The sequence below is a fragment of the Micromonospora sp. NPDC049171 genome, assembly GCF_040648275.1.
GTDB lineage: Bacteria > Actinomycetota > Actinomycetes > Mycobacteriales > Micromonosporaceae > Micromonospora.
Genome location: NZ_JBEZDJ010000005.1, coordinates 32,527 through 58,361, shown reverse-complemented (window position 1 = coordinate 58,361; position 25,835 = coordinate 32,527). Strand labels below are relative to the sequence as shown.

At 72.2% G+C, this 25,835-nt stretch carries 24 protein-coding genes and 1 pseudogene; 14 read left to right on the top strand and 11 right to left on the bottom strand.

Annotation, left to right across the window (positions count from 1 at the left end; all coding sequences use genetic code 11):
• The first annotated feature begins 134 nt into the window (after positions 1 to 134).
• From AB0B14_RS08080 to AB0B14_RS08065, 4 genes and pseudogenes are all read left to right on the top strand, one after another.
• Positions 135 to 2,744, top strand: a complete 2,610-nt coding sequence (locus AB0B14_RS08080; protein WP_357521962.1) for a glycoside hydrolase family 9 protein — start codon at positions 135 to 137, stop codon at positions 2,742 to 2,744.
• A 76-nt stretch (positions 2,745 to 2,820) separates the two neighbouring features.
• Positions 2,821 to 3,090: a hypothetical protein gene (locus AB0B14_RS08075; RefSeq protein ID WP_357521960.1), complete on the top strand. Its 270-nt coding sequence runs from the start codon at positions 2,821 to 2,823 to the stop codon at positions 3,088 to 3,090.
• A gap of 94 nt (positions 3,091 to 3,184) precedes the next feature.
• Positions 3,185 to 4,433 (top strand): annotated as a pseudogene (locus AB0B14_RS08070) (DUF222 domain-containing protein).
• A gap of 222 nt (positions 4,434 to 4,655) precedes the next feature.
• The gene (locus tag AB0B14_RS08065; protein ID WP_357521958.1) at positions 4,656 to 5,912 is read left to right on the top strand and encodes an MFS transporter; all 1,257 of its coding nucleotides are present in this window, start codon (positions 4,656 to 4,658) and stop codon (positions 5,910 to 5,912) included.
• On the opposite strand, the gene AB0B14_RS08060 is transcribed toward AB0B14_RS08065, so the two are convergent.
• The 5 genes from AB0B14_RS08060 to AB0B14_RS08040 are packed head-to-tail and all read right to left on the bottom strand — an operon-like array spanning position 5,888 to position 10,462.
• A complete protein-coding gene (locus tag AB0B14_RS08060; protein WP_357077707.1) occupies positions 5,888 to 6,145 on the bottom strand; it encodes a UBP-type zinc finger domain-containing protein in 258 nt (85 codons plus the stop codon). The genes AB0B14_RS08065 and AB0B14_RS08060 overlap by 25 nt on opposite strands.
• Positions 6,142 to 7,713 (bottom strand): Na+/H+ antiporter, encoded by a 1,572-nt coding sequence (locus AB0B14_RS08055; protein ID WP_357077704.1) that lies wholly within the window; start codon positions 7,711 to 7,713, stop codon positions 6,142 to 6,144. Before AB0B14_RS08055 ends, AB0B14_RS08060 begins: the two co-directional genes overlap by 4 nt.
• Before the next feature lie 39 nt (positions 7,714 to 7,752).
• Positions 7,753 to 8,718 (bottom strand): TIGR03885 family FMN-dependent LLM class oxidoreductase, encoded by a 966-nt coding sequence (locus AB0B14_RS08050; RefSeq protein WP_357077701.1) that lies wholly within the window; start codon positions 8,716 to 8,718, stop codon positions 7,753 to 7,755.
• A gap of 52 nt (positions 8,719 to 8,770) precedes the next feature.
• Positions 8,771 to 10,186 (bottom strand): NADP-dependent succinic semialdehyde dehydrogenase, encoded by a 1,416-nt coding sequence (locus AB0B14_RS08045; RefSeq protein ID WP_357077697.1) that lies wholly within the window; start codon positions 10,184 to 10,186, stop codon positions 8,771 to 8,773.
• A gap of 12 nt (positions 10,187 to 10,198) precedes the next feature.
• Entirely contained in the window at positions 10,199 to 10,462 is a 264-nt protein-coding gene (locus AB0B14_RS08040; RefSeq protein WP_357077694.1) for a DUF6343 family protein, read from the bottom strand.
• Between the two features lie 112 nt (positions 10,463 to 10,574).
• Between AB0B14_RS08040 and AB0B14_RS08035 the strand changes: the two genes are divergently transcribed.
• Both AB0B14_RS08035 and AB0B14_RS08030 read left to right on the top strand, forming a co-directional pair.
• Complete coding sequence (locus AB0B14_RS08035; protein ID WP_357077691.1) at positions 10,575 to 11,165, top strand: antibiotic biosynthesis monooxygenase; 591 nt, start codon at positions 10,575 to 10,577, stop codon at positions 11,163 to 11,165.
• 135 nt (positions 11,166 to 11,300) lie between these two features.
• A complete protein-coding gene (locus tag AB0B14_RS08030; protein WP_357077688.1) occupies positions 11,301 to 12,149 on the top strand; it encodes a GDSL-type esterase/lipase family protein in 849 nt (282 codons plus the stop codon).
• Positions 12,150 to 12,168: 19 nt separating this feature from the next.
• On the opposite strand, the gene AB0B14_RS08025 is transcribed toward AB0B14_RS08030, so the two are convergent.
• The 3 genes from AB0B14_RS08025 to AB0B14_RS08015 all read right to left on the bottom strand — a co-directional run bounded on the left by AB0B14_RS08025 (position 12,169) and on the right by AB0B14_RS08015 (position 14,078).
• On the bottom strand, positions 12,169 to 12,924 hold the full coding sequence (locus AB0B14_RS08025; RefSeq protein WP_357521955.1) for an EcsC family protein: 756 nt from the start codon (positions 12,922 to 12,924) through the stop codon (positions 12,169 to 12,171).
• 49 nt (positions 12,925 to 12,973) lie between these two features.
• Positions 12,974 to 13,120 carry a hypothetical protein gene (locus AB0B14_RS08020; RefSeq protein ID WP_357077681.1) on the bottom strand — a complete coding sequence of 49 codons (147 nt, stop codon included), beginning with the start codon at positions 13,118 to 13,120 and terminating at the stop codon, positions 12,974 to 12,976.
• 106 nt (positions 13,121 to 13,226) lie between these two features.
• Positions 13,227 to 14,078 (bottom strand): peptidase M23, encoded by an 852-nt coding sequence (locus AB0B14_RS08015; RefSeq protein WP_357521953.1) that lies wholly within the window; start codon positions 14,076 to 14,078, stop codon positions 13,227 to 13,229.
• Between the two features lie 421 nt (positions 14,079 to 14,499).
• Between AB0B14_RS08015 and AB0B14_RS08010 the strand changes: the two genes are divergently transcribed.
• The 4 genes from AB0B14_RS08010 (at position 14,500) to AB0B14_RS07995 (ending at position 17,682) form a co-directional block, all read left to right on the top strand.
• The gene (locus AB0B14_RS08010; protein ID WP_357077675.1) at positions 14,500 to 15,420 is read left to right on the top strand and encodes a PAC2 family protein; all 921 of its coding nucleotides are present in this window, start codon (positions 14,500 to 14,502) and stop codon (positions 15,418 to 15,420) included.
• 37 nt (positions 15,421 to 15,457) lie between these two features.
• Positions 15,458 to 16,255, top strand: coding sequence for an exodeoxyribonuclease III (locus AB0B14_RS08005; protein WP_357077672.1), 798 nt, complete (start codon positions 15,458 to 15,460; stop codon positions 16,253 to 16,255).
• A gap of 17 nt (positions 16,256 to 16,272) precedes the next feature.
• The gene (locus AB0B14_RS08000; RefSeq protein ID WP_088947279.1) at positions 16,273 to 16,590 is read left to right on the top strand and encodes an antibiotic biosynthesis monooxygenase; all 318 of its coding nucleotides are present in this window, start codon (positions 16,273 to 16,275) and stop codon (positions 16,588 to 16,590) included.
• Between the two features lie 216 nt (positions 16,591 to 16,806).
• Positions 16,807 to 17,682: an alpha/beta hydrolase gene (locus AB0B14_RS07995; protein WP_357521951.1), complete on the top strand. Its 876-nt coding sequence runs from the start codon at positions 16,807 to 16,809 to the stop codon at positions 17,680 to 17,682.
• A gap of 30 nt (positions 17,683 to 17,712) precedes the next feature.
• Here the strand turns inward: AB0B14_RS07995 and AB0B14_RS07990 are convergent, their stop codons facing one another.
• The gene (locus tag AB0B14_RS07990) at positions 17,713 to 18,354 is read right to left on the bottom strand and encodes a class F sortase (protein WP_357077721.1); all 642 of its coding nucleotides are present in this window, start codon (positions 18,352 to 18,354) and stop codon (positions 17,713 to 17,715) included.
• Positions 18,355 to 18,562: 208 nt separating this feature from the next.
• The gene (locus tag AB0B14_RS07985) at positions 18,563 to 19,192 is read right to left on the bottom strand and encodes a hypothetical protein (protein ID WP_357077718.1); all 630 of its coding nucleotides are present in this window, start codon (positions 19,190 to 19,192) and stop codon (positions 18,563 to 18,565) included.
• 130 nt (positions 19,193 to 19,322) lie between these two features.
• Between AB0B14_RS07985 and trmB the strand changes: the two genes are divergently transcribed.
• Entirely contained in the window at positions 19,323 to 20,030 is a 708-nt protein-coding gene (gene trmB, locus AB0B14_RS07980) for a tRNA (guanosine(46)-N7)-methyltransferase TrmB (protein ID WP_357077665.1), read from the top strand.
• 112 nt (positions 20,031 to 20,142) lie between these two features.
• Positions 20,143 to 22,656, top strand: coding sequence for a DUF3516 domain-containing protein (locus AB0B14_RS07975; protein ID WP_357077661.1), 2,514 nt, complete (start codon positions 20,143 to 20,145; stop codon positions 22,654 to 22,656).
• Positions 22,657 to 22,841: 185 nt separating this feature from the next.
• Here the strand turns inward: AB0B14_RS07975 and AB0B14_RS07970 are convergent, their stop codons facing one another.
• Positions 22,842 to 23,714 carry an oxidoreductase gene (locus AB0B14_RS07970; RefSeq protein WP_357077658.1) on the bottom strand — a complete coding sequence of 291 codons (873 nt, stop codon included), beginning with the start codon at positions 23,712 to 23,714 and terminating at the stop codon, positions 22,842 to 22,844.
• A gap of 107 nt (positions 23,715 to 23,821) precedes the next feature.
• Between AB0B14_RS07970 and AB0B14_RS07965 the strand changes: the two genes are divergently transcribed.
• Together AB0B14_RS07965 and AB0B14_RS07960 are read left to right on the top strand one after the other, a co-directional pair.
• Complete coding sequence (locus tag AB0B14_RS07965; RefSeq protein ID WP_357077655.1) at positions 23,822 to 24,709, top strand: LysR family transcriptional regulator; 888 nt, start codon at positions 23,822 to 23,824, stop codon at positions 24,707 to 24,709.
• Between the two features lie 272 nt (positions 24,710 to 24,981).
• Complete coding sequence (locus AB0B14_RS07960) at positions 24,982 to 25,626, top strand: hypothetical protein (protein ID WP_357077652.1); 645 nt, start codon at positions 24,982 to 24,984, stop codon at positions 25,624 to 25,626.
• Positions 25,627 to 25,835: the final 209 nt, after the last annotated feature.

Below are 25,835 nucleotides of genomic sequence, written 5' to 3'. Positions count from 1 at the left end.
GTCACACGCCAGAAACCATCCAGTCAGATCAATTGACACGGCGTGCCGCCGCTGGAAACATCGAGCCGATACCTGGGAGCGCTCCCAGGAATCCGCCACCACCACCGTCCCCCACCCGTCCGGAAGGACTCCCCGTGACGAGATCCCGACGCCGCCTCCTGTTGGCCGCGGCGACCACCCTGGCCCTCACTGGCGCGGGCGCCGGCGCGGCCCACGCCGAGCCACCACCGGACGCCCCCGAGCAGATCGACAACGGCGACTTCAGCGAGGGCGTGAGCCCCTGGTTCTCCTTCGGCACCGGCGCGCTCGCGGTCACCGACGGCCAGCTCTGCACCACAGTGGCGGGTGGGTTGGCCAACCCCTGGGACGCCGGCATCGGCCAGGACGGGGTGCCGCTGATCGCGGGCGCCGAATACACCCTCGGCTTCGACGTCTCCGCCTCCCCCGGCGCCTCCCTCAAGGCCGTGCTGCAACTCGGCAGCGCCCCGTACACCACGTACGCGGCGGTGGATGCCACCGCGACCGGCACTCTCCAGCGCGTCGAGCAGACCTTCACCGTCCCGGAGACCAACCCCGGCGCCCAGCTGATCTTCCAGGTCGGCGGCTCCGCCCAGACGCAGACCATCTGCCTCGACGACGTCTCGCTGCGCGGCGGCGAACCGCCCGAGCCGTACGTGCCGGACACCGGGCCGCGGGTCCGCGTCAACCAGGTCGGTTACCTGCCCGGCGGCCCGAAGAACGCCACGGTCGTGACCGAGTCCACCGATCCGCTGCCCTGGCAGCTGCGCACCGGTGCCGGTGCCGTCGTGGCCAGTGGCACCACCACCGCGCGTGGCGTCGACGCCGCCTCCGGGCAGAACGTGCAGACCGTCGACTTCTCCAGCTACCGCACCCCCGGCAGCGGGCTGACGCTCACCGTCGACGGCGAGACCAGCCGCCCGTTCGACATCTCCGGCACCCTCTACGACCAACTGCGCTCCGACTCGCTGCAGTTCTTCTACGCCCAGCGCAGCGGCATCGCCATCGACGGGGACCTGATCGGCGACGAGTACGCCCGCCCCGCCGGGCACCTCGACGTGGCGCCCAACAAGGGCGACACCAACGTGCCCTGCCAGCCGGGCGTCTGCGACTACTCGCTGGACGTGCGCGGCGGTTGGTACGACGCCGGTGACCACGGCAAGTACGTCGTCAACGGCGGCATCGCCACCTACCAACTGCTGAACACCTTCGAGCGCACCAAGACCGCGGCCACCGCCGACGGCGGCGCCGCACTCGCCGACAGCACGCTGCGGGTGCCCGAGCGCAACAACGGCGTGCCGGACATCCTCGACGAGGCCCGCTGGGAGCTGGAGTTCCTGCTGCGCATGCAGGTGCCGGCCGGCAAGCCGCTCGCCGGCATGGTCCACCACAAGATCCACGACCAGAACTGGACCGGGCTGCCGCTCGCCCCGCAGGACGACCCGCAGCCGCGTGAGCTGCACCCGCCGTCGACCGCGGCCACCCTCAACCTGGCCGCCACCGCCGCCCAGTGCGCGCGGCTCTTCGCCCCCTACGACGCGGCGTTCGCGACCCGTTGCGGCACCGCCGCGAAGACGGCCTACGCCGCCGCCAAGGCCCACCCCGCGGTGTACGCCAGCCCGACCGACGGCACCGGTGGCGGCGCGTACGACGACAGCAACGTCACCGACGAGTTCTACTGGGCGGCGGCCGAGCTGTACCTGAGCACCGGTGCGCAGACCTACCTGACCGACCTGACCGCGTCGCCGCACCACACCGGTGACGTGTTCGACCCGCGCGGCTTCGGCTGGCAGAGCACGGCGGCGCTGGGCCGCCTCGACCTGGCCACCGTGCCGAGCGGGCTGCCCACCGCCGACCTCACCCGGATCCGCGCCTCGGTCACCACCGCCGCCGACGCGTACCTCGCCGAGCTCCGCCGGCAGGCGTACGGGCTGCCGATGCCCGGCGACGCCAACAGCTACTTCTGGGGCGGCAACAGCAGCATCATCAACAACGCGATCGTGCTGGGCACCGCCTTCGACCTGACCAGCAACCCCGTCTACCGCGACGGCGCGACGCAGGCGATGGACTACGTGCTCGGCCGCAACGCCCTCAACATCTCCTATGTCACCGGGTGGGGCGAGCACGCGGCAGAGAACCAGCACAGCCGGATCTTCGGCCACCAGCTCGACCCGAACCTGCCCCGCCCGCCCGCCGGCTCCCTCGCCGGTGGCGCGAACGCCGCCCTCCAGGACCCGTTCGTGGCCAAACTGCTCGCCGGCTGCGCACCGCAGTTCTGCTACGTCGACGACATCAACTCGTACTCGACGAACGAGGTGGCGATCAACTGGAACTCGGCGCTGACCTGGATCGCCTCGTTCCTGGCCGACCAGGGTGACGCCGGCGCGGTGCCGGCCACCACCTGCTCGGTGGCCTACAGCAACTACGGCACCTGGCAGGGCGGCACCGGATTCACCTCCCAGCTGACCATCCGCAACACCGGTGCCACGGCCGTCAACGGCTGGAGCGTGCGCTTCGCGTTCACCGGCGACCAGCGGGTGCGCGAGGCATGGTTGGCGAAGGTCACCCAGTCCGGTGCGACGGTGACCGCGAAGAACGAGTCACACAACGCCAAGATCAATCCTGGCGGCACTGTGACGTTCGGCTTCAACGCGACCACCTCCGGCGGCGCCAACCCGAACCCGGGCCTGGTCACCGTCAACGGCAGCCCCTGCTCGCTCTCCTGAGCACGCCCGGCTGGTGGCCGCCCCCCCCTCGGGCGGCCACCAGCTCGGCTGGATCCGCATCCCTACCATCGCGAACATGGATGGACGAGTGTGGATCCTGGTCGGGGCGGGCGCCCTGCTGCTCGCCGTGTTCCTGGTGGCCGCGCTGCTGGTCGTCGGGCGGCGCAGGCGTCGCGCACCGGCCGGAGCCGACGAGACGATGCGCCGGGCGCGCCAGGCGATCCAGGCGAGCGGGCACCGTCAGCGCCGCCACCGCCGGGGCACCATGCGCGGCAAGGGGTACGGCGGCGACGACAACCAGGCCTACAACAGTGGCATCGCCAGCGACTCCGGCGGCGAGCCCTGACCGCGGTCCCGCGCGCTGATCCGGGCCTGCCACCGCTACCGCCAGGGCGAGCAGACGACAGAAGAACGTCGTACGCCTGTTCTAATCTATTGGCGTGATTGAAACGTTGGAGCAGGCCGAGGCTGCCGTGGCGGCCTGCTTCGACACAGCGGCCTGGGCCGCCAGCGAGCACGATCTCGTGGCGGCGCTGGATGCCACGCACCGCCTTGAGCAGCGACTGGCCGCAGTCAAGCTGACCCTCGTGCGCGAGCTGGACGGTCGCGGCACCGCGACGGCGCAGGGCGCGTCCTCGACGGCGGTGTGGCTCCGCGACCGGTTACGCCTCGGGGTCGGCGCCGCCCGCCGCCTGGTCGAGCTGGCCGCGACGCTCGACACCGCCCCGCCCGGCGTGCGGGACGCGTTGGCCGGTGGGGCGGTCGACGTGGAGCAGGTGCGGGTCATCGCCGGCACCGTCGAGACCGTCCAGGCCAGCGCCGGCCCGGAGGCCGCCGACAAGGCCGTCGGCGTCCTCGTCGACTGGGCAACACAGTTCGACGCCACCCTGCTGCGCAAACTCGGCACCCGCATCCTCGACCACGTCGCCCCCGATGTCGCCGACGCCGCAGCCGAGGCCGCGTTGCGGGCACAGGAGTCACAGGCCGCCCGCGACCGGCACGTCACCATCAGCGAGCAGCCCGACGGCCGGCTACGCCTCACCGGCATCCTCAACACCGAAACCGCCGCCGCCCTGCGCGCCGCCATCGACCCGCTCACCGCACCCACCGGCCCAGACGACACCCGCACCCCGGGGCAACGCCGGCACGACGCCCTCGCCGACGCCTGCCGGCTGGCCCTGCGCACCGGCGAGCTACCCGACAACGGCGGAGACGTCGCCCAGGTCGTCGTCACCACCAGCTACGACGGGTTGACCCAGCAGTTGGGCAGCGGCGCTCTCGACACCGGCGCACACCTCAGCGCCGAGCGTGCGCCGGCTCGCCTGCGACGCGAGCATCCTGCCCGCCGTGCTCGGCGGCGCCGGCCAACCCCTCGACGTCGGCCGGCAACGCCGCCTCGTCACCGGGCCGCTACGACGGGCCCTGGTGCTCCGAGACCGGGGCTGCGCGTTCCCCGGCTGCGACCGACCACCGCGCTGGTGCGACGGCCACCACATCCGACACTGGGCCGACGGCGGCCCGACCAGCCTCGACAACGCTGTGCTGCTCTGCGGCCACCACCACCGACACCTGCACCACAGCGACTGGGTCGTCCAGCTCGGCGGTGACGGCCATCCGGAATTCATCCCACCCGCGTGGCTCGACCCCGACCAACTCCCCCGTCGCAACCACTACCACCGACGAACGTGATCTCCCCGCGTCGATCCGAGTCGAACGAACGCACTGGGGCCGACACATCCACTGAGGTTGGCTAACACGCTGGTGCCGATGAACACGCCGAGCCCAATGGCCGGCTGGGAGCGATGGGCACGTCGGAGGCGCTGAGGCAACGAACGCGCCGTAGGCGGGCTGTGACGGGTGCCGCAGCGCTCGGGGCATCGGTGACGCGTACGTCGGTCCTAGGGTCGGTGTGTGGGCACCTGGGCGGGGATTCACGGCCGCTGGCGGTCTCTGTCGCCGCTGCCGCCGCCGGGTCGGCTGCGTACCCTGTCGCTGGCCACGCTCGCCAACACCGTCGGGACCGGGCTGTGGGTGACCGGTTCGGCGCTCTACCTCACGCGCGTCGTCGGGCTGGGTCCGACGCGGGTCGGGCTGGGGCTCACGCTCGCCGGCCTGGTCGGGCTTACCGCCAGCGTGCCGCTCGGCGGGCTGGCCGACCGGCGTGATCCGCGGAACCTCCGGGCGGTCCTGCAGGTGGCGCAGGCCGGCGTCGCCGTCGCGTACCTGTTGGTCGGCTCGTTTCCGGTCTTCCTGCTGGTGGCCACACTGGACGCGCTGCTGATCTCCGGCAACCTGGCGGTCCGCGCGGCGCTCGTCGCCGCAGTCGGCGGACCGGAGGGCCGGGTGCACGCCTTCGCCACCCTACGGGCGGTGGCCAACCTGGGTGTGGCGCTCGGCGCGGCGCTGGCCGGGTTCGCGCTGGTGGCGGACACCGGGTGGGCGTACCGGCTGCTCGTGGTCGGCAATGCCGCGACCTATCTGGTGTCGGCGGCGCTGATCATGCGACTGCCGGGTTATCCGCCGGTTCGGCGGCTGCGCCGGCCCGGCCCCGGTCGTGCCCTGCGCGATCGACGCTTCCTCGCGGTCGCCGGGGCGTCAGCAGTGCTCTCCCTGCACTGGGTGGCGCTGACACTGCTGCTGCCACTGTGGGTGGTGACCCGCACCGATGCCCCGCCGGTGCTGGTCTCCGTCATGCTGCTGGTCAACACGCTGCTGACAGTGCTGCTCGCGGTGCGGCTGAGCGGCGTCGCCCGGGACACGCTGCCGGCGGCGGCGACGATGCGCCGGGCCGGGCTGGCGCTCGCGGCCGGGATGCTGCTCTGGGGCGCGACCGGCTTCGTCTCCGGCGCGCTGGCGATCGGCCTGCTGCTGGGCGCGACAGTGATCTACACCCTCGGGGACCTGTGGCACGCCGGGGCCGGGGCGGCGCTGGCCTACGACCTCGCCGCCCCGGACGCCATCGGCGCCTACCAGGGGGTCGACACGCTGCTCGCCGGCCTGGCCCGCGCGGCGGGGCCGGCGGTGCTGACCTGGCTGATCCTCGGCGGTGGCCCGATCGGCTGGCTGGCCCTGGCCGGGCTCCTCGCCGGCACCGGCCTGGCCGGGCCACCGCTGACCCGGTGGGCTCTGACAAACCGCAGCGATCAGCCGATCTCCTCGTCGACGTAGCACCAGCGCCAGGTCTCGCCCGGCTGCACCGACCGGATCACCGGGTGGCTGCTGGACTCGAAGTGCTTCGTCGCGTGCTGGTACGGCGACGAGTCGCAGCAACCGACATGCCCGCAGCTCAGGCAGCCCCGCAGGTGCACCCAGTCGGCGTTGCCGATGGCGACGCAGTCGGGGCACTCCTCGGTGGTGCGCGGCTCGACCGCGCCCGCCTCGGCCAGATGCTGACAGCTCACTTCTCGACCTCCCGCAGCAACGACTCTTCCAGGTCCAGGTCACGATAGGCCCGCACCAACACCTCCTCGGGAATCCGACCGGAGTCCCGGGCAGCCCGGAACACATCCCGCTCGGCGTCGATCATCTCCTGTCGCAGCCGACCGTACGCCTGCGACGGGGTTTCCCGCTCGGTGCCACCGAGCCGTTCCCAGGCCAGGTTGTTGCGATCCTCCAGCGCACGACGCAGCCGGTCCACGACCGCCTCCGGGGCGCTGTCGGCCAGCTTGTCGAGGCGGTCCCGGGCGGCACTGCTGGCCTGCTGCTGCACACCGGCCGCGGACAACGCGTCCTGCACCGGGTCGTCCTGGGGCAGCTTCAACCGGCGGGCGACCATCGGCAGCGTGGCACCCTGGCCGACCAGGGTGACCACGATCACCGCGAAGGCGAGCCAGATGAACAGGGCCCGGGGGTACGCCTCGTCGTCGGCCAGGGTCAGGGGCAGGGCCAGCGCGGCGGCCAGTGTCACCACTCCCCGCATCCCGGCCCACCCGATGATGATCGGGAACTTCGGTGACGGCCTCTCGTCCCGGCGGCGGACCCGGGGAACCAACCGGGCCAGGTAGGTGGCCGGGAAGAGCCAGACGAACCGGGTCAGGAAGACGGTGGCAAGCACCGCGAAGGTGATCAGGATGAGCGAGCCGGCCGGCTCGTCGAGGTCACGCAGCACCTCCCGCAATTGCAGGCCGACCAGCAGGAAGACCAAACCCTCCAGCAGGAAACGGACCAGCCGCCAGAACGCGCCGATCTGCAGGCGGGACGCTGCCGACAGCAGCTGCGGCAGTTTGTGGCCGAGCGCCAGCCCGGTGACCACCACCGCGACCACGCCGGAGGAGTGCACCGCCTCGGCGGCGAACACCACAGCGAACGGGATGATCAACGACAGCGCGTTGTCCAGCAGCGGATCGGTGATCCGCCGGTGCAGGAAGCCGAAGACCACCGCGCCGAGGGCACCGATCAGGATGCCGCCGCCGGTGGCCCGCAGCACCTCGATGGCGATCTTGTCGGCGCCGACCGCCGAGCCGGCGGTGGCCATGGTGGCGACTCGCAGCAGCACCAGCGCGGTGGCGTCGTTGACCAGGCTCTCCCCCTCCAGGATGGTGACCACCCGGCGGGGCAGCCCGACCCGGCGCGCGACGGCGGTGGCGGCCACCGCGTCCGGCGGCGCGACCACCGCGCCGAGGGCCAGGCAGATCGCGAACGGCACCTGCGGCAGCAGCAGGTGCAGCACGAACCCGACCACGAACGCGGTGAACAGCACCAGGCCGACCGCGAGCAGCAGGATCGGCCGGATGTTGTTCTTGAACGCCGGTACCGACGTCTCCAGCGCGGCGACGTAGAGCAGCGGCGGCAGGATGCCGACCAGCACCAACTCCGGGTCGAGTTCGACGTGCGGGACGCCGGGCACGAAGGAGAGCGCCAGGCCGAGCACGACGAGCACGATCGGCGCGAGCAGGCCGAGCCGGCGGGCCAGCGCGGCACCGAGGGTGGCGATCGCCAGGAACACGACGACCGGAAACAGGCTTTCCATGGGGTACGAGCCTAGGGGTTCCGCCGGTTCGGGCCTCGATCAGCCGGTCGTCCGCAGCTTCGGCAGCACCTCGGTGCCGAACGCGTCGATGAAGCCGCGCTGCTCCTGCCCGACGTGGTGCAGGGCGATCTGGTCGAAGCCCAACTCCACGTACTCCTCCAGCCAGCCGACGTGCCGGCCCAGGTCGGCCGAGATGTTCACCAGGTCGGCGACCCGCTGGGCCGGCACGTCGGCGGAGACCACGTCGAAGTGCTCGACCGTCTCCAGGTCCCAGCAGACCGGCGGCGCGAAGACGTTGCTGCGCCACTGGTCGTACGCGAGAGCCTCGGCCTGCTCCTGCTCCGGCGCCCAGGAGACGTGCACCTGCAGGTGCAGCGGGCCGCGTCCGCCGGCGTCCCGGTACGCGTCGATCATCTCGCGCAGGTGCGCCACCGGGGCGTTCACGGTGATCAGGCCGTCTGCCCACTCGGCGCACCAGCGGGCGGTGGCCACGCTGACGGCCGCGCCGACGAGCGCGGGCGGCTCCTCGGGACGGGTCCACAGCCGGGCGCGGTCCACCCGGACCAGCCCGTCGTGGCTGACCTCCTCGCCGGCCAGCAGCGCCCGGATCACGTCCACGCACTCCCGCAGGCGGGCGGCGCGGACGTCCTTGCGCGGCCACGGGTCGCCGGTGATGTGCTCGTTGCTGGCCTCACCGGTGCCCAGCGCCGCCCAGAACCGGCCCGGGTACATCGCGCCCAGGGTGCCGATCGCCTGCGCGATGATCGCCGGGTGGTACCGCTGACCGGGCGCGTTGACCACGCCGAACGGCAGGCCGGTGGCCTGCAACGCCGCGCCGAGCCACGACCAGGCGAAGCCGGACTCGCCCTGCCGGGCGCTCCACGGGGAGAAGTGGTCCGAGCACATGGCGGCGTCGAAGCCGGCCCGCTCGGCGTGCGTCACCGCCTCCAACAGGGCGCGCGGACCGATCTGCTCATGCGAGGCGTGGAAACCGAACGACGTCATGGGCGCACTTCCTACCCACGACGGCGCCGACTGATGCGTGCCGTGCCGGGAACTACTCGGCGTGCGCTCCGGCACCGGCCGAGGCGGCACCCTCGCCCACCCAGACCGTCTTGGTGTTGCAGAACTCCCGCATGCCCAGCGCCGACAACTCCCGCCCGTAACCGGAGTTCTTCACACCGCCGAACGGCAACTCCGGGTACGAGGTGGTCATCCCGTTGATGAAGACGTTGCCCGCGTCCAGGTCGGTGGCGAAGCGCTCCTGCTCGGCCGGGTCCCGGGTCCAGGCGTTCGAGCCGAGCCCGAAGCTGGTGCCGTTGGCGACCTCGATCGCCTCTTCGTACGACGACACCCGGAACAGGCCGGCGACCGGGCCGAAGACCTCCTCGGACCACATCCGCATCGTCGGGGTGAGGTCGGTGACCACTGTCGGCGGGTAGAACCAGCCGTCGCCGGCTGGCGGCTCGCCGCCGCAGAGCACCGTCGCACCGTTGTCCACCGCGTCCCGGACCTGGGCGTGCACCTCGTCGCGGCCACGCTCGCTGGCCAGCGGCCCCACGTCGGTGTTCGGGTCCATCGGGTCGCCGACCCGCAGCGCGGCCATGTTCGCGGCGAACTTCTCCGCGAAGGCGTCGAACACGTCGGTGTGCACGATGAACCGCTTCGCGGCGATGCAGGACTGGCCGTTGTTCTGGCAGCGGGCGGTGGTGGCCACCTCGGCGGCCCGGTCCACGTCGGCCGAGGGCATCACCACGAACGGGTCGCTGCCGCCGAGTTCGAGGACCGTCTTCTTCAGCTCCCGGCCGGCGATCTGGGCGATGGACCGGCCGGCGGGCTCACTGCCGGTGAGCGTGGCGGCGCGGACCCGGGGGTCACCGAGGATCGTCTCGACCGCGTCCGAGCCGACGAGCACGGTGGTGAAGGCTCCCTCGGGGAAGCCGGCCCGGCGGAACACGTCCTCCAGCAGCAGCGCGGTCTGCGGCACGTTCGAGGCGTGCTTGAGCAGACCGGTGTTGCCGGCCATCAACGCCGGCGCGGCGAAGCGCATCACCTGCCAGAGCGGGAAGTTCCACGGCATCACCGCGAGCACCACGCCGATCGGCTGGTAGCGGATGAACGCCCGGGTCGCCTTCACGGCGGGCGCGTCGGCCGGCTCGTCGGCGAGGAACCCCGGGGCCCGGTCGGCGTAGAAGCGGGCGGCCGTGGCGCACTTGGTCACCTCGGCCTGCGCCGAGGCGTACGTCTTGCCCATCTCGGTGGTCATGATCCGGGCGATCTCGTCCCGTTCGGCGTCCAGCAGGTCGGCGGCGGCGTTCATCCACCGGGCGCGCTCGTCGACGGTGGTCTCGCGCAGTTGCCGGTACGCGAGGTCGGTGCGCTCGATGGCGGCGTCGAGTTGCTCGGTGGACATCGCCTCATAGGTCTTGAGCACCTGTCCGGTGGCGGGGTTGGTGGTGGCGATGTGGGGCATCTCGTCCTCCTGTCACTCGAACAACGAGTGTCGTACGCCCGGCTCCTCGCGGCGGCGGGCGGCACGGCGGCGCTGGATCACGACCAGGTCGACCACGGCGACCACGGCGAAGATCGCGCAGACCACGCCGAGCCAGACGATGCCGGCGGCGAACGCCAGCACCGCGAAGAGCACCATGATCACCAGCCCGAAGCCGGCGAGGGTGAGGCGAAGGTTCAGTGCGCTGTTCGCGTGGCCGACCGTGCCACGGGCACGCCGGGGCTGCGATCTCGTCATACCCAGGGAGCTACCCGCGATCGGCCCGGTTAACCGGTACGACGCGCTCGCAGGCCGGTGTGCTCCGGCACATCCGATCGCGCCGCGGGCCCGCGACCCGCACGATGGGCGCATGTCAATGACCCTCGCCGTGCCGGTGACCGTCGCCATCGCCCGCCGTGTCGATCCGTCCCGGGCCAGCGAGATGGTGGCCTGGATGCGGGCCGGCACGGCGTTGGCCGAGGCGTTCCCGGGTTTCCTCGGCGCCGGATGGGTGCAGAGCGGCCCCGGCTCGCCGGACTGGCACATGCTCTATCGCTTCGCCGACGCCGAGACGCTGCGCCGGTGGGAGGAGTCGCCACAGCGGCGCTGGTGGCTCAGCTCGGCCCAGGGCATCGTCGAGCACACCCGCGTCGAGCGGCGTACCGGCATCGAGGGCTGGTTCGACCCGCCGCTGGAGCACTCGGTGGACCCGGTCGAACCGGTCGCACCGGCGTCGCCGCCGAGGTGGAAGCAGGCGGTGACCATCTGGTTGGCGTTCTTTCCGCTCAGCCTCAGCGCCACCCTGCTGACAAGTCGTTTCCTCGCCGACGTGCCGTTGGCGGCACGGGTGCTGCTGATGACGCTCTGCCTGACCCCGCTGATGACCTATCTGGTGCTGCCCCGGATCACCCGGGCCCTGCACGGGTGGCTGCACGGACAGCCGGCACGGCGGCGGAATTAAAGCACCTCCGAACGCTGTCACCTACGCTCTGCCGCATACCCGACAGCAACTTCCCGGCACGCCACGTCTGGCGCATAGAGTTACCGCGCTGTCGCTCTGTGCTGCGAAACGCTGTGCTGCGAAACGGGGGATGTCATGCCTCGACGGTGGGTCGCCGCGCTGGCCTGTCTCGCAGCGCTTGTCGCGTTGGCCTGCGAGGGCGGCACCTCCGCGTCACCCCGCCCCACCAAGAGCGGCCCGTCGAGCGGGCCGGGCGGCATCGCCGCGCTCGGCGACTCGATCACCACCGGCTTCGCCTCCTGCCTGGTGCTCACCTCGTGCGAGCGCAACTCCTGGTCCACCGGCGACGGGCTGCGGGTGCAGAGCCACTACCGGCGGCTGCTCGACCAGAATTCGGCGATCCGCGACCGGACGTACAACCACGCCCGCGCCGGCGCCCGCGCGGACGCCCTGGAAGGTCAGGCGCAGGCAGCGGTACGCGACCGCCCCGACTACGTCACGGTGCTCATCGGCGCCAACGACGCCTGCCGCGGCGGGGTGGACGCGATGACGCCGGTGGCGCAGTTCCGGGCCGACGTGGACCGGGGGCTGCGGGTGCTGCGGACCGGCCGCCCGAAGGCCCGGGTGCTGGTGGTGAGCATCCCCGACCTGTACCGGCTCTGGGAGGTCGGGCACGACGACCCACGGGCGGTCCGCGCGTGGCGGCGGGGGGTCTGCCCGGCCCTGCTGGCCGAGGCGACCTCGACGGCGCCCGCCGACCGGGCGCGCCGGGCCGCCGTCCGGGACCGGATCGACGCGTACAACGCCGAGTTGGTCGCGGCCTGCCGGGCGTACGGATCCCGCTGCCGCCACGACGGCGGCGCGGCACACAAGGTCCGCTTCACCCTGGACCTGCTCAACCCGCTGGACTGGTTCCACCCCAACGCCACCGGGCAGAGCCGGCTCGCCGAGGTGACCTGGCGACCCTCCGGTATGGCCGGTTGACCGGCCCGGAGGGAGACCGTCAGGGGTGGCGGGGCCCCGGGAGTGCGGTGCCCCGGGTGCGGTAAAGGGCCCGGGAACGCTGCGCGAGGTCCTTGGTGGCCGACGAGTTGGCCCAGGTGCCGAGCACGATGGCCGCACCTGGGATGACCTTGGCGACGATCCGCTTGGCGGCCCGGACTCCGGCCATCTGGGCCAGCCGGACGCCGAGTTGCAGCATCACCCGACCGAGCGGGCGCTGGCCACCCAGGCCGAAGAGCGCGTCGGCGCGTTCCCGACCGGCGGCCACGCCGAGCGCCAGCCGGGCGCTCTCGGCGACCTTGTGCACGCGCTGCAACACGAGCAGATCGGTGGCCCGGTCGCTGTGCATCGGGTCGACGTCGTACGCGGCGGCGATGTGCAACACCATGCGGGCCTGGGTCCAGGCCAGAACGCCCACGTCGATCACGGCGCCGGGCAGCCCGGCCGCGCCGGAGACCGCACCGGACAGCCGGGCCAGGTTGACGAACTTGCGTGTCGCCTGGTCGGCCAGGGCGTCGGCCGAGACACCGGGCTGCTCGGCCCGGGCCCGGTCGGCCCACTGCTCGGCTTCCGGCCCGAGTCGGCGCACCGCCTCCAGGGCAAGGTGCTCCGGAGCGTACTGGGGGTCGTCGCGCATCCGGTCCCACAGCCGGGCCGGCGGACCCTCGGGGGCGTCCGCCGACCCGGCCGGCAGGTCGACGGACGGTTGGGGAGTAGGGGCGGCGGGCTGGCCGCCGACGGGCGGGGTGTCGGTCACCGGGTCTCCCCTGGGATGGGAATGGCGGACAGGGCGGCCGATGGAGCGGTCAGCGGCGGCGGTTGGACAGCTTGGCCGCCAGACCCTTGAGCTTCTGCTGGTTGGCGGGCTTGGCCATCTCTCGACGACCCCGCTCCACCATCTGCTGCCCCTTCGGCGATCTCAGGAACGTGGTGATCCGCTGCATCAGTGACATGGCGTCCTCCTGTCGATGGTCCCTCAGTCATGTGTACCCCGAACCCGCAACACATGTACCCGGGATGCGACAGCCTCAACCCTGACCGTCCACAGTGGGCGGTAGACTACCGCCCCGGCACGATGGCGTCGACGACCCGGGTGGCCCGCCACTCGTGCTGCTGGTAGTACTCGGGGTACGCGGAGACCTGCACGGCCTGGGCGGCGTCGGTGAGCCGCATCCGCTCCCAGCCGGGCACCTGCTCCAGCGCGCCGAGGAACTGCCGGGTGGCGAACTCCGGGTCCATCAGCCGACCCACCGGGCCCCAGCCGCTGCTGGACCGCTGCTGGAACAACCCGACCGAGTCGTGGTCCCAGCCGACGCCCTGGTGTGGGTAGTCCTGCGACTCGGGCAGCACCCCGCTGGCCACGTTGTAGAGGTTGCTCTCCTGCATGGCGGTGGCGACCGCGATCACCAGCCCCCGGCGGGGCACCCCCATCTTGCGGCCGGCGCGCACGATCGCCTCGGCGTTCTCCATCTGGTCCTCGTCCAGCCCGGCGACGGGCGCCGGCCTGGTCGGGCGGGCCGGGGCGGCCTTGCGAGCCGGCGCGGTGGTGTCCGGGTCGGCGGGAGTCGCCGTGGCGGACGCGGCGGGGGTCGTCGGGGCGGCGGTGCGATCGAGGCCACGGGAGGCGCGCTGCTGCTCGGCGCGTTGCGCCAGTTCCGCGCCGGAGATCGCGTCGCGGCGGGTGGCGGCACCCGCGGTCTCGTCCCGAACCTGCGCGACGGCGGCCAGGCCGAGGCAGCAGACCACACCGGTCGCCAGCGCCACCTGCGCCCGGCGTCGACCGGCCAGGTCCCGGGTGTACGCCCGGAGGCGACTCGCGGCGGTTGTCCGTTCGGTTGAGGTGCCATCCTCCGTATCGGCAGTGGGGCTGCTCGGGGCGTACGGGTCGTCGAGGGTGCCGTCGTCACGCATCAGCCGAGGCTAGGCAGAGGGAACCCCCGATTACGCACGGTGATCACGTGGCGATCACCACACCTCGGGGTCGTACTGGTGGACGACCCGGGCGGGTCGACCCGCCCGGGGAACGTTCCTCGCGTACCGGATGAAGCCGGCGGCGCACGCAGGCCGGCACGGCCGGTGCCAGGCCCGGACATCCAACCCCCGGGGCTGACATGATCGACAAACTCGGCCTTTGGGCCGAACGATCCCTCGGCCGATCAGCCGACCCACACCCGCCTGGCGGCGTAATCGGGCGATTAGTCCGGTCATGCCCAACCGCCGGGCGACGGATCGCCCGGCGCAGGAATGCACCAGGATGGCGGGTACGTTGCCCGAACGGGTGCCCTCCGTCGCGTGGGCACCCCGCAGGCACATTTCAGGGAGGTCCGCACCGGTGCTCGACCCACATGAGCTCTACCAGCTCACCGACGATCTGCCCGACCTCGGGCAACCGGTCCTGATCCAGGCCCTCACCGGGTTCGTGGACGCCGGCAACGCCAGCCGGCTGGCGCGTGAGCAGCTGCTCACCTCGCTGGAGGGTCGGCCCATCGCCACGTTCGACGTCGACCAGCTCTTCGACTACCGGTCGCGACGACCGGTGATGACCTTCGTCGAGGACCACTGGGAGAGCGTCGACGCGCCCAAGCTGGAGCTGCACCTGCTGCACGACGACGACGAAACCCCGTTCCTGCTGCTCACCGGCCCCGAGCCGGACCTGCAGTGGGAGCGGTTCGTCGCCGCCGTCGCCGGGCTGGCCGCCCGTCTGGACGTCCGGCTCACCGTGGGGCTCAACTCGATCCCGATGGCCGTGCCGCACACCCGACCGACCGGGGTGACCGCGCACGCCACCCGCCCCGAGCTGATCGCCGGCTACGAGCCCTGGCTGCAACGCGTCCAGGTGCCCGGCAGCGTCGGCCACCTGCTGGAGTTCCGCCTCGGCGAGCAGGGCCGCGACGCGCTGGGCTTCGCCGCCCACGTGCCGCACTACGTGGCGCAGACCGAGTATCCGGCCGCCGCCGAGGTGCTGCTCACCTCCGTGTCGCGCAGCACCGGGCTGCTGCTGCCCGGCGACGGGCTGCGCTCGGCCGCCGAGGTGGTCCGGGTGGAGATCGACCGCCAGGTCGCGCAGACCGAGGACGCCGCCGCCCTGGTCCAGGCCCTGGAGGAGCAGTACGACGCGTTCGCCCGGGGTCGGGGCGAGAAGAACCTGCTCGCCCCGGACGCCGGGCCGCTACCCACGGCCGACGAACTCGGCGCGGAACTGGAACGGTTCCTGGCCGAACAGACCCGTCCCGGCGACACCCCGGGCAGCTGACCCGGCGCGCCGGGGGCGGATGCGGCAGGCTGGGGGCATGCGCCTGGCGACCTGGAACGTCAACTCGGTGAAGGCCCGCCTCCCCCGGCTGCTGCAGTGGCTGGCCGACACCGGGCCGGACGTCGTCTGCCTGCAGGAGACCAAGTGCCCCGACGGCGCCTTCCCGGTGACCGAGGTGGGCGAGCTGGGCTACACCGTGGCCAGCCACAGCGACGGCCGGTGGAACGGGGTCGCCATCCTGTCCCGGGTCGGGCTGGCCGACGTCCGGGTCGGGTTCGCCGGTGAGCCCGGCTTTCCCGACCCGGAGGCCCGCGCCATCTCCGCCACCTGCGACGGGGTCCGGGTCTGGTCGGTGTACGTGCCGAACGGCCGCACGCCCGACGACCCGCACTACGCGTACAAGCTGGCCTGGTTCGCGGCGCTGCGCGACGCGGTGGAGGCCGAGCTGTCCGGTGGGCTCCCGCTGGCCGTCTGCGGCGACTTCAACGTCGCCCCGACCGACGCCGACGTCTGGGACCCGGCGGTGTTCACCCACTCCACCCACGTCACCCCGGCGGAGCGGGCGGCCCTCGCGGCACTGCGCGACCTGGGCCTCGTCGACGTGGTGCCGACCCCGATGAAGGGGCCGCACCCCTTCACCTACTGGGACTACCGGGCCGGGATGTTCCACCAGAACAAGGGCATGAGAATCGACCTGGTGTACGCGTCCGCGCCGCTCGCCCGCGCGGTCGGTTCGGCGTACGTCGACCGGGAGGCCCGCAAGGGCAAGGGCCCCTCCGACCACGCCCCGATCGTCGTCGACGCGGAGCTGGTGCCCGCGGTCGAGGGGTTCTGAGTGGCTAGGGTGGACAGATGGCAGTCGTGAAGATCAACGCAATCGAGGTTCCGCCCGGCGGTGGCGCGGAGTTGGAGAAGCGGTTCGCCGCCCGAGCCGGCGCGGTGGAGAACTCCCCCGGCTTCCTCGGCTTCGAGTTGCTCCGGCCGGTGGCCGGTGAGACCCGCTACTTCGTCTACACGAGGTGGGAGACCGAGGAGGCGTACCAGGCCTGGGCCGCCGGCCCGTCGCGGGCCGCCCACGCCGCCGCACCCGGCGAGAAGCCACGCCCCCCGGTCGCCACCGGCGCCAGCCTGCTGGAGTTCGAGGTGGCCCTACACGTCCCCCAGCCCTGACCGTCACCCCAGGCCCTGACCGGCCGGCCGGATCACGCGCGGATCCTCCGCCGGAGCGAACCCGGGGCCGGAGGCGGTCTGCGCTGATAGCGTCGTAGCGCGTCGACCGGATCGCTCCGGCCGCCCGGGCAGCCCGACAGCGGCGACCGTCGGTCGCGCTGCCCGCGGCACGCCGTCGGCACCGGCGAGTCCAGGCAGTCACGGGGGATCGCGGCCATGTTCGACGGGTTCGAGGAATTCGACATCGCCACGTCCGGAGCGACGATCCACGGCCGCCGGGGCGGGAGCGGGCCGCCGGTCCTGCTCCTGCACGGCATTCCCGAGACGCACCTCATGTGGCACCGGGTCGCGCCGCGGCTCGCCGAGACGTACACCGTCGTCGCCACCGACCTGCGGGGGTGGGGCGACAGCGGCACACCGCCGAGCACCGCGGATCACGAGCCGTACAGCATGCGCGCCATCGCCCGCGACCAGGTCGAGGTGATGCGGAGTCTGGGGTACGAGCGGTTCCGGCTCGTCGGCCACGATCGCGGAGCCCGCTGCGCGTACCGTCTCGCGCTGGACGAACCAGACGCCGTCACCCGGCTCGCCGTCCTGGACGTCGTGCCCATCGGCGACGTCTACAACCGCGCCGACAGGACGTTCAGCCTCTCCTACTGGGTCTGGTCCTTCCTGGCCGCACCATTCCCGGTGCCGGAACGCTTCGTCGACGCGGCGCCCGCCGTACTCGTCGACTTCATGCTCGACACCTGGCCCGAGGTGAAGGATGCCTTCCCACCCGAGGTACGCGCGGCGTACGTCAGGCAGTTCAGCGATCCCGCCACGGTCCACGCCATCTGTGAGGAGTTCCGCGCGGCCGCGACGCTGGACTACCAGCAGGACGAGGCGGATCGCGGCACCCGGAAGATCGGCTGCCCGGTCCTGTTCCTGTGGAGCCAACGAGGTCAGGTCGCGAAGCTCTACGACGATCCGCTCGCGATCTGGCGGGAGTGGGCCGACGACGTACGCGGCGAGCCGGTCGGAGTGGGGCACTTCATCCCGGAAGAGGCCCCGGACGAGACGACTCGCCAACTCCTCGCCTTCCTGAGCTGACGCCGGGTCGACCTGCGCGCGCCGCGCGGGTCAGGGCTTGCGGGACGACTGGAGGGTGGCGAAGGCGATCACGTTGTCGGCGTAACCGGTGCGGCCTCCGATGAACTGACCGCCGCAGGTGATCAACCGCAGCCCGGCGGGGCCGTCGTCGCCATAGATGCGCTCGGCGGGCAGCCGGTCCTTCGGGAAGTGCTCCACGGTGTCGACCTTGAAGATCACCGTCGACCGGTCCGCCCGGGCCACCTCGATGAGGTCGCCCGGCTTCAGCTTGCCCAGGTCGTAGAAGACCGAGGGTCCGCTCTTGGTGTCCACGTGCCCGACGATCACCGCCGGGCCGGGCTCGCCGGGCGTGGGACCACGGTCGTACCAGCCGGTCTCGTTGTGCCGCTCCAGCGGCGGTACGGCGATCGAGCCGTCCCGGGCCTGCCCGACGGGTGCCACCGGCGCGGCCACCTTGATGGCGGGCACGGTGAGGCGCACCGGGCGGCTGGCCGACAACCCGACCGACTCGCTGCGCGCCGGTCGGTCCCCGCCGGCCGGGGCCCAGTCGAACGGGCCGACCGAGCGGCCCAGCCCCGCCCCGGTGGCGAAGACCCCCGCCAGCACCAGCACCACGGCCAGCGGCACCGACCAGGGGCTGCGGCCGGTCGGCCGGCTCCGCCGAGGCGCCACGGCGGTCGGCGGGCGAGCGGCGACCACCGGTCGATCGGAGCCCACCGCACGATCGTCCACCGCCGGGCGGGCAACCACCTCCCGGCGATCCGAGCCCAGCCCACGATCGTCCATCGGCGGGCGGGCACCGGCCGGAGGCGACGAGCCAGAAGCGCCCGGCTGGCGGGAACCGGGCGGCGGCGGTGGGTGGAAGATCTCCATGACGGGCTCAGCGACGCGCGACGCCACGGACCGGATGTGGCCGGCGTAGCGCCACGATGGCGAGGATCAACCCGGTGATGGTCAGCGCCGCGCCGCCGGGCAGCAGCAGCTTGCCGGTCATTCCGTCGGCACCGCCACCGAAGCCGGTGGCCGGACCACGACTGGGATGGGCCGGGACCTTCTTGACCACCTGGAGCATGGTCGAGGCGGTCTCACCATCGCGGCACTCGAGCTTGACCCGGTAGTTGCCGGGGCGCGTACGCTCGCGGACCATCGGCGCGGCGGTGAGCACGCCACCCTGCGGCTGTACGCCGACCGCGCCGAAGGCGTCGGAGACGACTGTGGCGCCCACCGAGTTGTCCTGACAACTGGCCCGGATCCCGACCAGGTAGCCGGGCTGCACCGTGCTGGGGCTCACCTCGACGAAAACGTCTATCGGCGCCGGTTGGGGCGCGCCACCCGGTGGGCCTCCGGGCTGCGGCGCGGGAGCCGCCAGCACCGAGGCGACAGGCGGGGAGGCGGCGAACGCCGAGGTGACAGGCGCGGGAGCCGCGAACGCGGGAGGGGAGGCGAGCAGGGGGCCGGCGAGCACGGTCAGCACCGACAGGGTAACGCCGCCACGGGTCACTGTCACGATGCCCCCTCTCGACGCCGCACGGCCGAGTCGGGCAGTGGAGTCCCCGACCTGCCGTACCAGTTGGATCCTCTCATTTCCGGTCGCACATCACATCCGATTCGTCGGCGGCGTCGCGTACTCTCGGATCGCTGTGACCGCCACCGAGCACGACCCCGCCGCCCCGCCCGTGAGCCGGATGATCCGCACGTTCCACCCCCGTCGAGGTCGGATGAGCGACCGGCAGACCGACGCGTTGGGCCGCCTCTGGCCCGCGTACGGCCTGGATGTGCCGGACGGACCGGTTGTGCCCGTCGACCTGGCCGACCTGTTCGGTCGCCGGGCGCCGGTGGTGTTGGAAATCGGCTCTGGCATGGGCGACAGCACCGCCGCGATGGCTGCCGCCGACCCGGACCGAGATTATCTGGCGGTCGAGGTGCACACGCCGGGAATCGCCAACCTGCTCGACCTGGTGGACCGGCACGGCCTGCGGAACGTGCGGGTAGCCCAGGGCGACGCGTTGTCCCTGGTCAACGGCCTGCCCGAGGGCGTGCTGGATGCCGTGCACGTCTTCTTCCCTGACCCGTGGCCGAAGGCCCGCCACCACAAGCGGCGGATCATCCAGCCGACGCACGTGGCGCTGCTGCGGTCCCGACTGCGGCCCGGCGGGACGCTGCACTGCGCGACGGACTGGGCCGAATATGCCGAGGCGATGCGGACCACCCTGGAGGCGGACCCGGAGTTGGTGGACGCGTACGGCGGCTTCGCGCCGCGTCCGGCGCACCGCCCGGTGACGAAGTTCGAACGGCGCGCGATCACCGCCGGCCGGCCCGTCGCGGACCTGCTGTACCGCCGCCGGTGACCGCCGGCACACCCTGCCAGAAGGCCGACGGGGCGCTACACACACCCGGCCAGGAGCCCGGCGGGGGCCGGGTTGGCGCGCGGGGGCATGGTGCAGGCACCATGGACAGGCTATGACGCTCACCGCCGCGCTGCCGACAAGCGCCGACCCCGACACCCTCTTCGACGCGTTCGCCGGCTGGGCGAAGGAGCGCGGCCTCGACCTCTACCCCCATCAGGAGGAGGCGGTCATCGAGATCGTCTCCGGCGCCAACCTGATCATGAACACGCCCACCGGCTCGGGCAAGAGCCTGGTGGCGATCGCGGCGCACTTCGCCGCCCTCGCCGACAGCCGGACGACCTTCTACACCGCGCCGATCAAGGCGTTGGTGTCGGAGAAGTTCTTCGCCCTGTGCGAGGTCTTCGGCGCCGAGAACGTCGGCATGCTCACCGGTGACGCCAGCGTCAACGCCGATGCCCCGATCATCTGCTGCACCGCGGAGATCCTGGCCAACCTGGCGCTGCGCGAGGGCACGAAGGCCGACGTCGGCCAGGTGATCATGGATGAGTTCCACTTCTACGCCGAGCCCGACCGGGGCTGGGCGTGGCAGGTGCCGATCATCGAGCTGCCGCAGGCCCAGTTCATCCTGATGTCCGCCACCCTCGGCGACACCACCCGGTTCGTGGACGACCTGACCCGCCGTACCGGACGGGCGACCGCCGTCGTGCGCACGGCGGAGCGGCCGGTCCCGCTGATCTTCTCGTACGCCATGACGCCGCTGCACGAGACCCTGGAAGAGCTGCTGGAGACCAAGCAGGCCCCGGTGTACGTCGTGCACTTCACCCAGGCCGCTGCGCTGGAACGTGCCCAGGCGTTGATGAGCGTCAACGTCTGCTCCCGCGCCGAGAAGGACATGATCGCCCAGGCGATCGGTGGTTTCCGGTTCACCTCCGGCTTCGGCAAGACGCTGTCCCGGCTGGTCCGGCACGGCATCGGCGTGCACCACGCGGGCATGCTGCCCAAGTACCGCCGCCTGGTGGAGACCCTCGCCCAGGCCGGCCTGCTCAAGGTCATCTGCGGCACCGACACGCTCGGCGTCGGCATCAACGTGCCGATCCGCACGGTGCTGTTCACCGGCCTGTCCAAGTACGACGGGGTCCGTACCCGGCTGCTCAAGAACCGGGAGTTCCACCAGATCGCCGGGCGGGCCGGCCGGGCCGGCTACGACACCATCGGCCGGGTCGTGGTGCAGGCACCCGAGCACGTCATCGACAACGAGAAGGCCCTCGCGAAGGCCGGCGACGATCCGAAGAAGCGGCGCAAGGTGGTCCGCAAGAAGCCGCCGGAGGGCTCGATCGGCTGGGGCCAGCCCACCTTCGACCGGCTTGTCGACGCCGAGCCGGAGCCGCTGACCTCCAGCTTCCAGGTCAGCCACTCGATGCTGCTCAACGTCATCGGTCGACCCGGGGACGCGTTCACCGCGATGCGGCACCTGCTCACCGACAACCACGAGGAGCCCGCCGCCCAGCGCCGGCACATCCGCCGGGCGATCGCCATCTACCGGGCGCTGCGCGCCGGCGGGGTCGTCGAGGAGCTGCCCGAGCCGGACGAGACCGGCCGGCGGATCCGGCTCACCGTCGACCTCCAGCTCGACTTCGCGCTCAACCAGCCGCTCTCACCCCTGGCCCTGGCCACCATCGAGCTGCTCGACGCCGAATCCCCGTCGTACGCCCTCGACGTGCTGAGCGTGATCGAGTCGATCCTCGACGACCCCCGGCAGATCCTGTCCGCGCAGCAGTTCAAGGCGCGCGGCGAGGCGGTCGCCGCGATGAAGGCCGAGGGCATCGAGTACGAGGCGCGCCTCGAACTGCTCGACGAGGTGACCCACCCGAAGCCCCTCGCCGAGTTGCTGGAGGCCGCGTACGAGATGTACCGGCAGGGCCACCCCTGGGTCGCCGACCACCAACTCTCCCCCAAGGCCGTGGTCCGCGACATGTACGAGCGGGCGATGACCTTCACCGAGTACGTGCAGTTCTACGGGCTGACCCGCTCGGAGGGCCTCGTCCTGCGCTATCTGGCCGACGCGTACAAGACGCTGCGCCAGACCGTGCCCGAGGACGCCAAGACCGAGGAGCTGATCGACCTCATCGAGTGGCTGGGTGAGCTGGTCCGCCAGGTCGACTCCAGCCTCATCGACGAGTGGGAGCGGCTGCGCAACCCGTCCGACGTGGCCGAGGTGGCCCAGGCGCACGCCGCCCTGACCGACCGGCCGCCCGCGGTGACCCGCAACGCGCGGGCGTTCCGGGTGCTGGTGCGCAACGCGCTGTTCCGCCGGGTCGAGCTGGCCGCGCTACGCCGCTGGGATCTGCTCGCCGAGTTGGACGCCGGCGACGGCTGGGACTACGACGCGTGGGCCGACGCGCTCGCGCCGTACTTCGAGGAGTACGACTCGATCGGCGTCGGGCCGGACGCCCGAGGGCCGGCGTTGCTGATGATCGAGCAGGGTCGGGAGCGGTGGACCGTCCGGCAGAGCTTCGACGACCCCAACGGCGACCACGACTGGGGCATCAGCGCCGAGATCGACCTGGTGGCCTCCGACGAGGTCGGCGCGGCGGTCGTCCGGATCACCGACGTCGGCCAGCTCTAGCGATCATCTCGACCAGGGGGTCGCCGGTACGCCGGCGGCTCCCCTTGTCGTGTCTTCCAGTCCGTTCCGAGCAAGGGTGGCCGGCGGCTGACCCGGCAGCAGGGGGTGCGGGCATTCCGGGGCCGATCCGTCCGGATCTGGTTGGCCATTCGTGCAGCGGACCGTTCCCACCAGGATCTGCCCGTTCAGCGGGCGTCGGCGAAGTGGACGCTGCGGGCGGTCGGTTCCCAGGCCAGGAACTCGACGCGGGCTTGCTCCAGGCTGGCCGAGATCGCGTCTGCCGCATCGTTGCCGAGGACCAGCCGCAGCGGGGTCGCGTCCGCGTCGAGTGCGGCGAGGATGGCGGTGGCGGCCTTGGCGGGGTCGCCGGGCTGCCGGCCGTCGGCCGCGTCGAGGTTCGCCGCGACCGCCCCCACGCTGTCGGCGTACGCGTCGATCGCAGGAGCGCGCAGCATGGCCCCGGCGGCGTTGAGGTTCGTCCGGAAGGCTCCCGGCTCGACGATCAGTACCTTGATCCCGAACGGAGCCACCTCGGCCGCCAGTGCCTCGGAGAGTCCCTCCAGAGCGAACTTGGTCGCCGAGTAGGCGGAGACCCCGGCGAAGGACATCCGCCCGCCCATGCTGCTGAGCTGCACGATGGCGCCCGAACCCCGCCGGCGCATGTGCGGCAGCACCTCCCGGGTCAGGGCCGCGGGACCGAAGAAGTGCAGGTCCATCAGGTCACGTAGCTGCCGGTCGGTGGTCGCCTCGACCGCGCCGACCAGAGCGCGGCCGGCGTTGTTGACCAGGACGTCGATCCGGCCGTACCAGAGGATGACCTGCGCGACCACCGCGGTGATCCGGGCCGCGTCCGTGACGTCGAGTTCGACCAGGCATAACCGGTCGGGGTGGGCCGCGGCCAGGTCCTGGAGCGTCTGCGGGCGGCGAGCGGTTGCCACGACGGTGTCACCGGCACGCAGCGCTGCCTCGGCGATCGTCCGGCCGAAGCCGGAGGAGGCCCCGGTGATCAGCCAGATCCGGCCGGTCGGCGGGCGGGTGGACGGGGTTTCGGTGGACATCTCGGCCTCCAGTGGCGCGATGAGCTGACCACAGTGTGGCCAGCGGCGACCTGGCGCGTCCAAGACAGAAGATCGTTCAGGCCATAAGGCCGATTTATGATTCCGGGATGGAGCTGCGCCAACTGCGCTACCTGGTGGCGATCGACGAGGCCGGGAATCTGGGCCGGGCCGCCCAAGGGCTCTACGTCAGCCAGCCCGCTCTCTCCTACGCCCTGCGCAAACTGGAGGCGGAGATCGGCGTGCAGCTCTTCGACCGGCACGCAGGGGGCGTGACGCCGACCGCCGCCGGGCGCGACGTGGTCGCCGAGGCGCGCCGTACGCTCCGGCAGGTCGACCGGATCACGGCCGTGGCGCAGCGGCACCGGCGCGGCCAGACCGGCGTGCTGCGGGTGGGCTTCGAGGCGAGCGGCGCGGGCGAGCTGACGACGCGTTCCCGGGCGGAGTTCGCCCGCCGGTATCCGGGCGTACGGGTGGAGCCAAGGCGATTTGACTGGGGCGAGGAGGCCACCGCACTGCGCGATGGCCGGGTCGACGTCGCCTTCGTCTGGCTCCCGAACGACCTCACCGGCATGCGTGTCGAGGTGGTACAGACGGAGCAGCGGCTGCTTGCCGTGGCCCGGGAACACCCACTCGCCGGTCGGGACAGCGTCTCGATCCTGGAAACCAACGACGAGCCGTTGGTGTGGACCGAGCGGGCGCCGCGCGAGTGGGTGGACTGGTGGGCGGTGAACCCGCGGCCGGACGGGTCGAGCCCTCGCTGGGGCCCAACCAGCAACAACGTCGAGGAGATGTTGGAGCAGGTGGCGGAGGGGACGGCCATCTGCTTCGCACCGGAGAGCATGGCGAGCTACTACGCCCGTCCCGACCTCGCCTGGGTGCCGCTGATCGACGTCGAACCGCTCCGGATCGCCCTCGCCTGGCCCGACCGCACCGACACCCGACTCGTCGGCGGTTTTGCCCACGTGGTCCGGGAACTCGCCGCCGAGAGAGCCTAGCCGGACCGTTGCGGTGTGCAGCCATAGGACACGGCGGTGGGTGCTCGCCGCCGCCAGCTCCGGCGTACCGACCAACTCTTCCCGACCGTGCCGCCGCACCGCGGACGGGACGCTAGCGACCATCTCCACCAGGGGGCCGCCGGTACGCCGGCGGCCCCCTTTGTCGTGTCTTCCACGCCCCCGTTTTCACTGGGCGATGTCAGACCCGTCGATTAGAATGTATGTACTAATCGAGTTCCTGACCTGCAGGATTACGACTAGGGAGGACGCCCGTGACCGCTCCCGCCTCCACGCCTCTCACCCCCTACGCCACGCTGCTCGGCTTCACCCGCTACGTCGACCGCACCGGCCCCACCAAGGCGACCTTCGTGGGCGGGCTGCGCAAGCAGCGTGCCAGTCGGTCCGGCTTCAACCCGCACGGCCAGTTCGTCAAGGCACTCAAGGCCGACATCGCCTTCCACACCGGCGGCACGCACCTGGCCGGGGTGGTCGACGTGGTCAAGCCACGCTGGCGCCCGCTCTACCAGGCGCTCGTCCCCGGTGCCACGGCCTGGCTGCACTCCCTCGGCGATCCGGCCGCCCTCGACCTGGCCCAGACCCGCGACGCCCTGGCCATGCTGGGTGACCTGCCCGTCAAGATCAACCCCCACTTCGGGGTACGCCACGCCGACGGTCGCGCCGAAGCGATCCGGCTGCACTTCGACGAGACCCCACCGAGTGCGGAGTCGGTGCTCGCCACCCTGCACCTGATGGCCCGACACATGGACGCGGTGCTCCCGCACGCCGAGCCGGTCCTGGTCGACGTCCGCCGTGGCCAGGCCCACCGCATGCCCACCGATGCCAAGCCCGACCAGATCGAACGCTGGCTGTCCGGCGAAGCCGCCGCCTTCCGCGCCATCTGGTCCACCGCCGCCTGATTGCTGCCTCCCGTCCGGGTGAGCCAGCGACCTGGACGGGAGAATCGGCACCGCCCCTCACCGTCGCTGCCCCCGCCCCGCGCGGCAGGGGCAGCGACGGGCGTATTCGGCCCGATCAGGCAGTCACACCGGGCACCTGGCCGGACGGGAACTCCAGCGCCCGCACCGCCGCGACCAGCTCTCGCGCCCGCCGGGCCAACCGGCCAACC

Bases quoted from the DNA above. Each gene is read 5' to 3' on its own strand.
- AB0B14_RS08075 (WP_357521960.1), top strand. From the start codon at position 2,821: ATGGATGGACGAGTGTGGATCCTGGTCGGGGCGGGCGCCCTGCTGCTC.
- AB0B14_RS08055 (WP_357077704.1), bottom strand. From the start codon at position 7,713: ATGGAAAGCCTGTTTCCGGTCGTCGTGTTCCTGGCGATCGCCACCCTC.
- AB0B14_RS08050 (WP_357077701.1), bottom strand. From the start codon at position 8,718: ATGACGTCGTTCGGTTTCCACGCCTCGCATGAGCAGATCGGTCCGCGC.
- AB0B14_RS08045 (WP_357077697.1), bottom strand. From the start codon at position 10,186: ATGCCCCACATCGCCACCACCAACCCCGCCACCGGACAGGTGCTCAAG.
- AB0B14_RS08040 (WP_357077694.1), bottom strand. From the start codon at position 10,462: ATGACGAGATCGCAGCCCCGGCGTGCCCGTGGCACGGTCGGCCACGCG.
- AB0B14_RS08035 (WP_357077691.1), top strand. From the start codon at position 10,575: ATGTCAATGACCCTCGCCGTGCCGGTGACCGTCGCCATCGCCCGCCGT.
- AB0B14_RS08030 (WP_357077688.1), top strand. From the start codon at position 11,301: ATGCCTCGACGGTGGGTCGCCGCGCTGGCCTGTCTCGCAGCGCTTGTC.
- AB0B14_RS08020 (WP_357077681.1), bottom strand. From the start codon at position 13,120: ATGTCACTGATGCAGCGGATCACCACGTTCCTGAGATCGCCGAAGGGG.
- AB0B14_RS08015 (WP_357521953.1), bottom strand. From the start codon at position 14,078: ATGCGTGACGACGGCACCCTCGACGACCCGTACGCCCCGAGCAGCCCC.
- AB0B14_RS08005 (WP_357077672.1), top strand. From the start codon at position 15,458: ATGCGCCTGGCGACCTGGAACGTCAACTCGGTGAAGGCCCGCCTCCCC.
- AB0B14_RS08000 (WP_088947279.1), top strand. From the start codon at position 16,273: ATGGCAGTCGTGAAGATCAACGCAATCGAGGTTCCGCCCGGCGGTGGC.
- AB0B14_RS07995 (WP_357521951.1), top strand. From the start codon at position 16,807: ATGTTCGACGGGTTCGAGGAATTCGACATCGCCACGTCCGGAGCGACG.
- AB0B14_RS07975 (WP_357077661.1), top strand. From the start codon at position 20,143: ATGACGCTCACCGCCGCGCTGCCGACAAGCGCCGACCCCGACACCCTC.
- AB0B14_RS07970 (WP_357077658.1), bottom strand. From the start codon at position 23,714: ATGTCCACCGAAACCCCGTCCACCCGCCCGCCGACCGGCCGGATCTGG.
- AB0B14_RS07965 (WP_357077655.1), top strand. From the start codon at position 23,822: ATGGAGCTGCGCCAACTGCGCTACCTGGTGGCGATCGACGAGGCCGGG.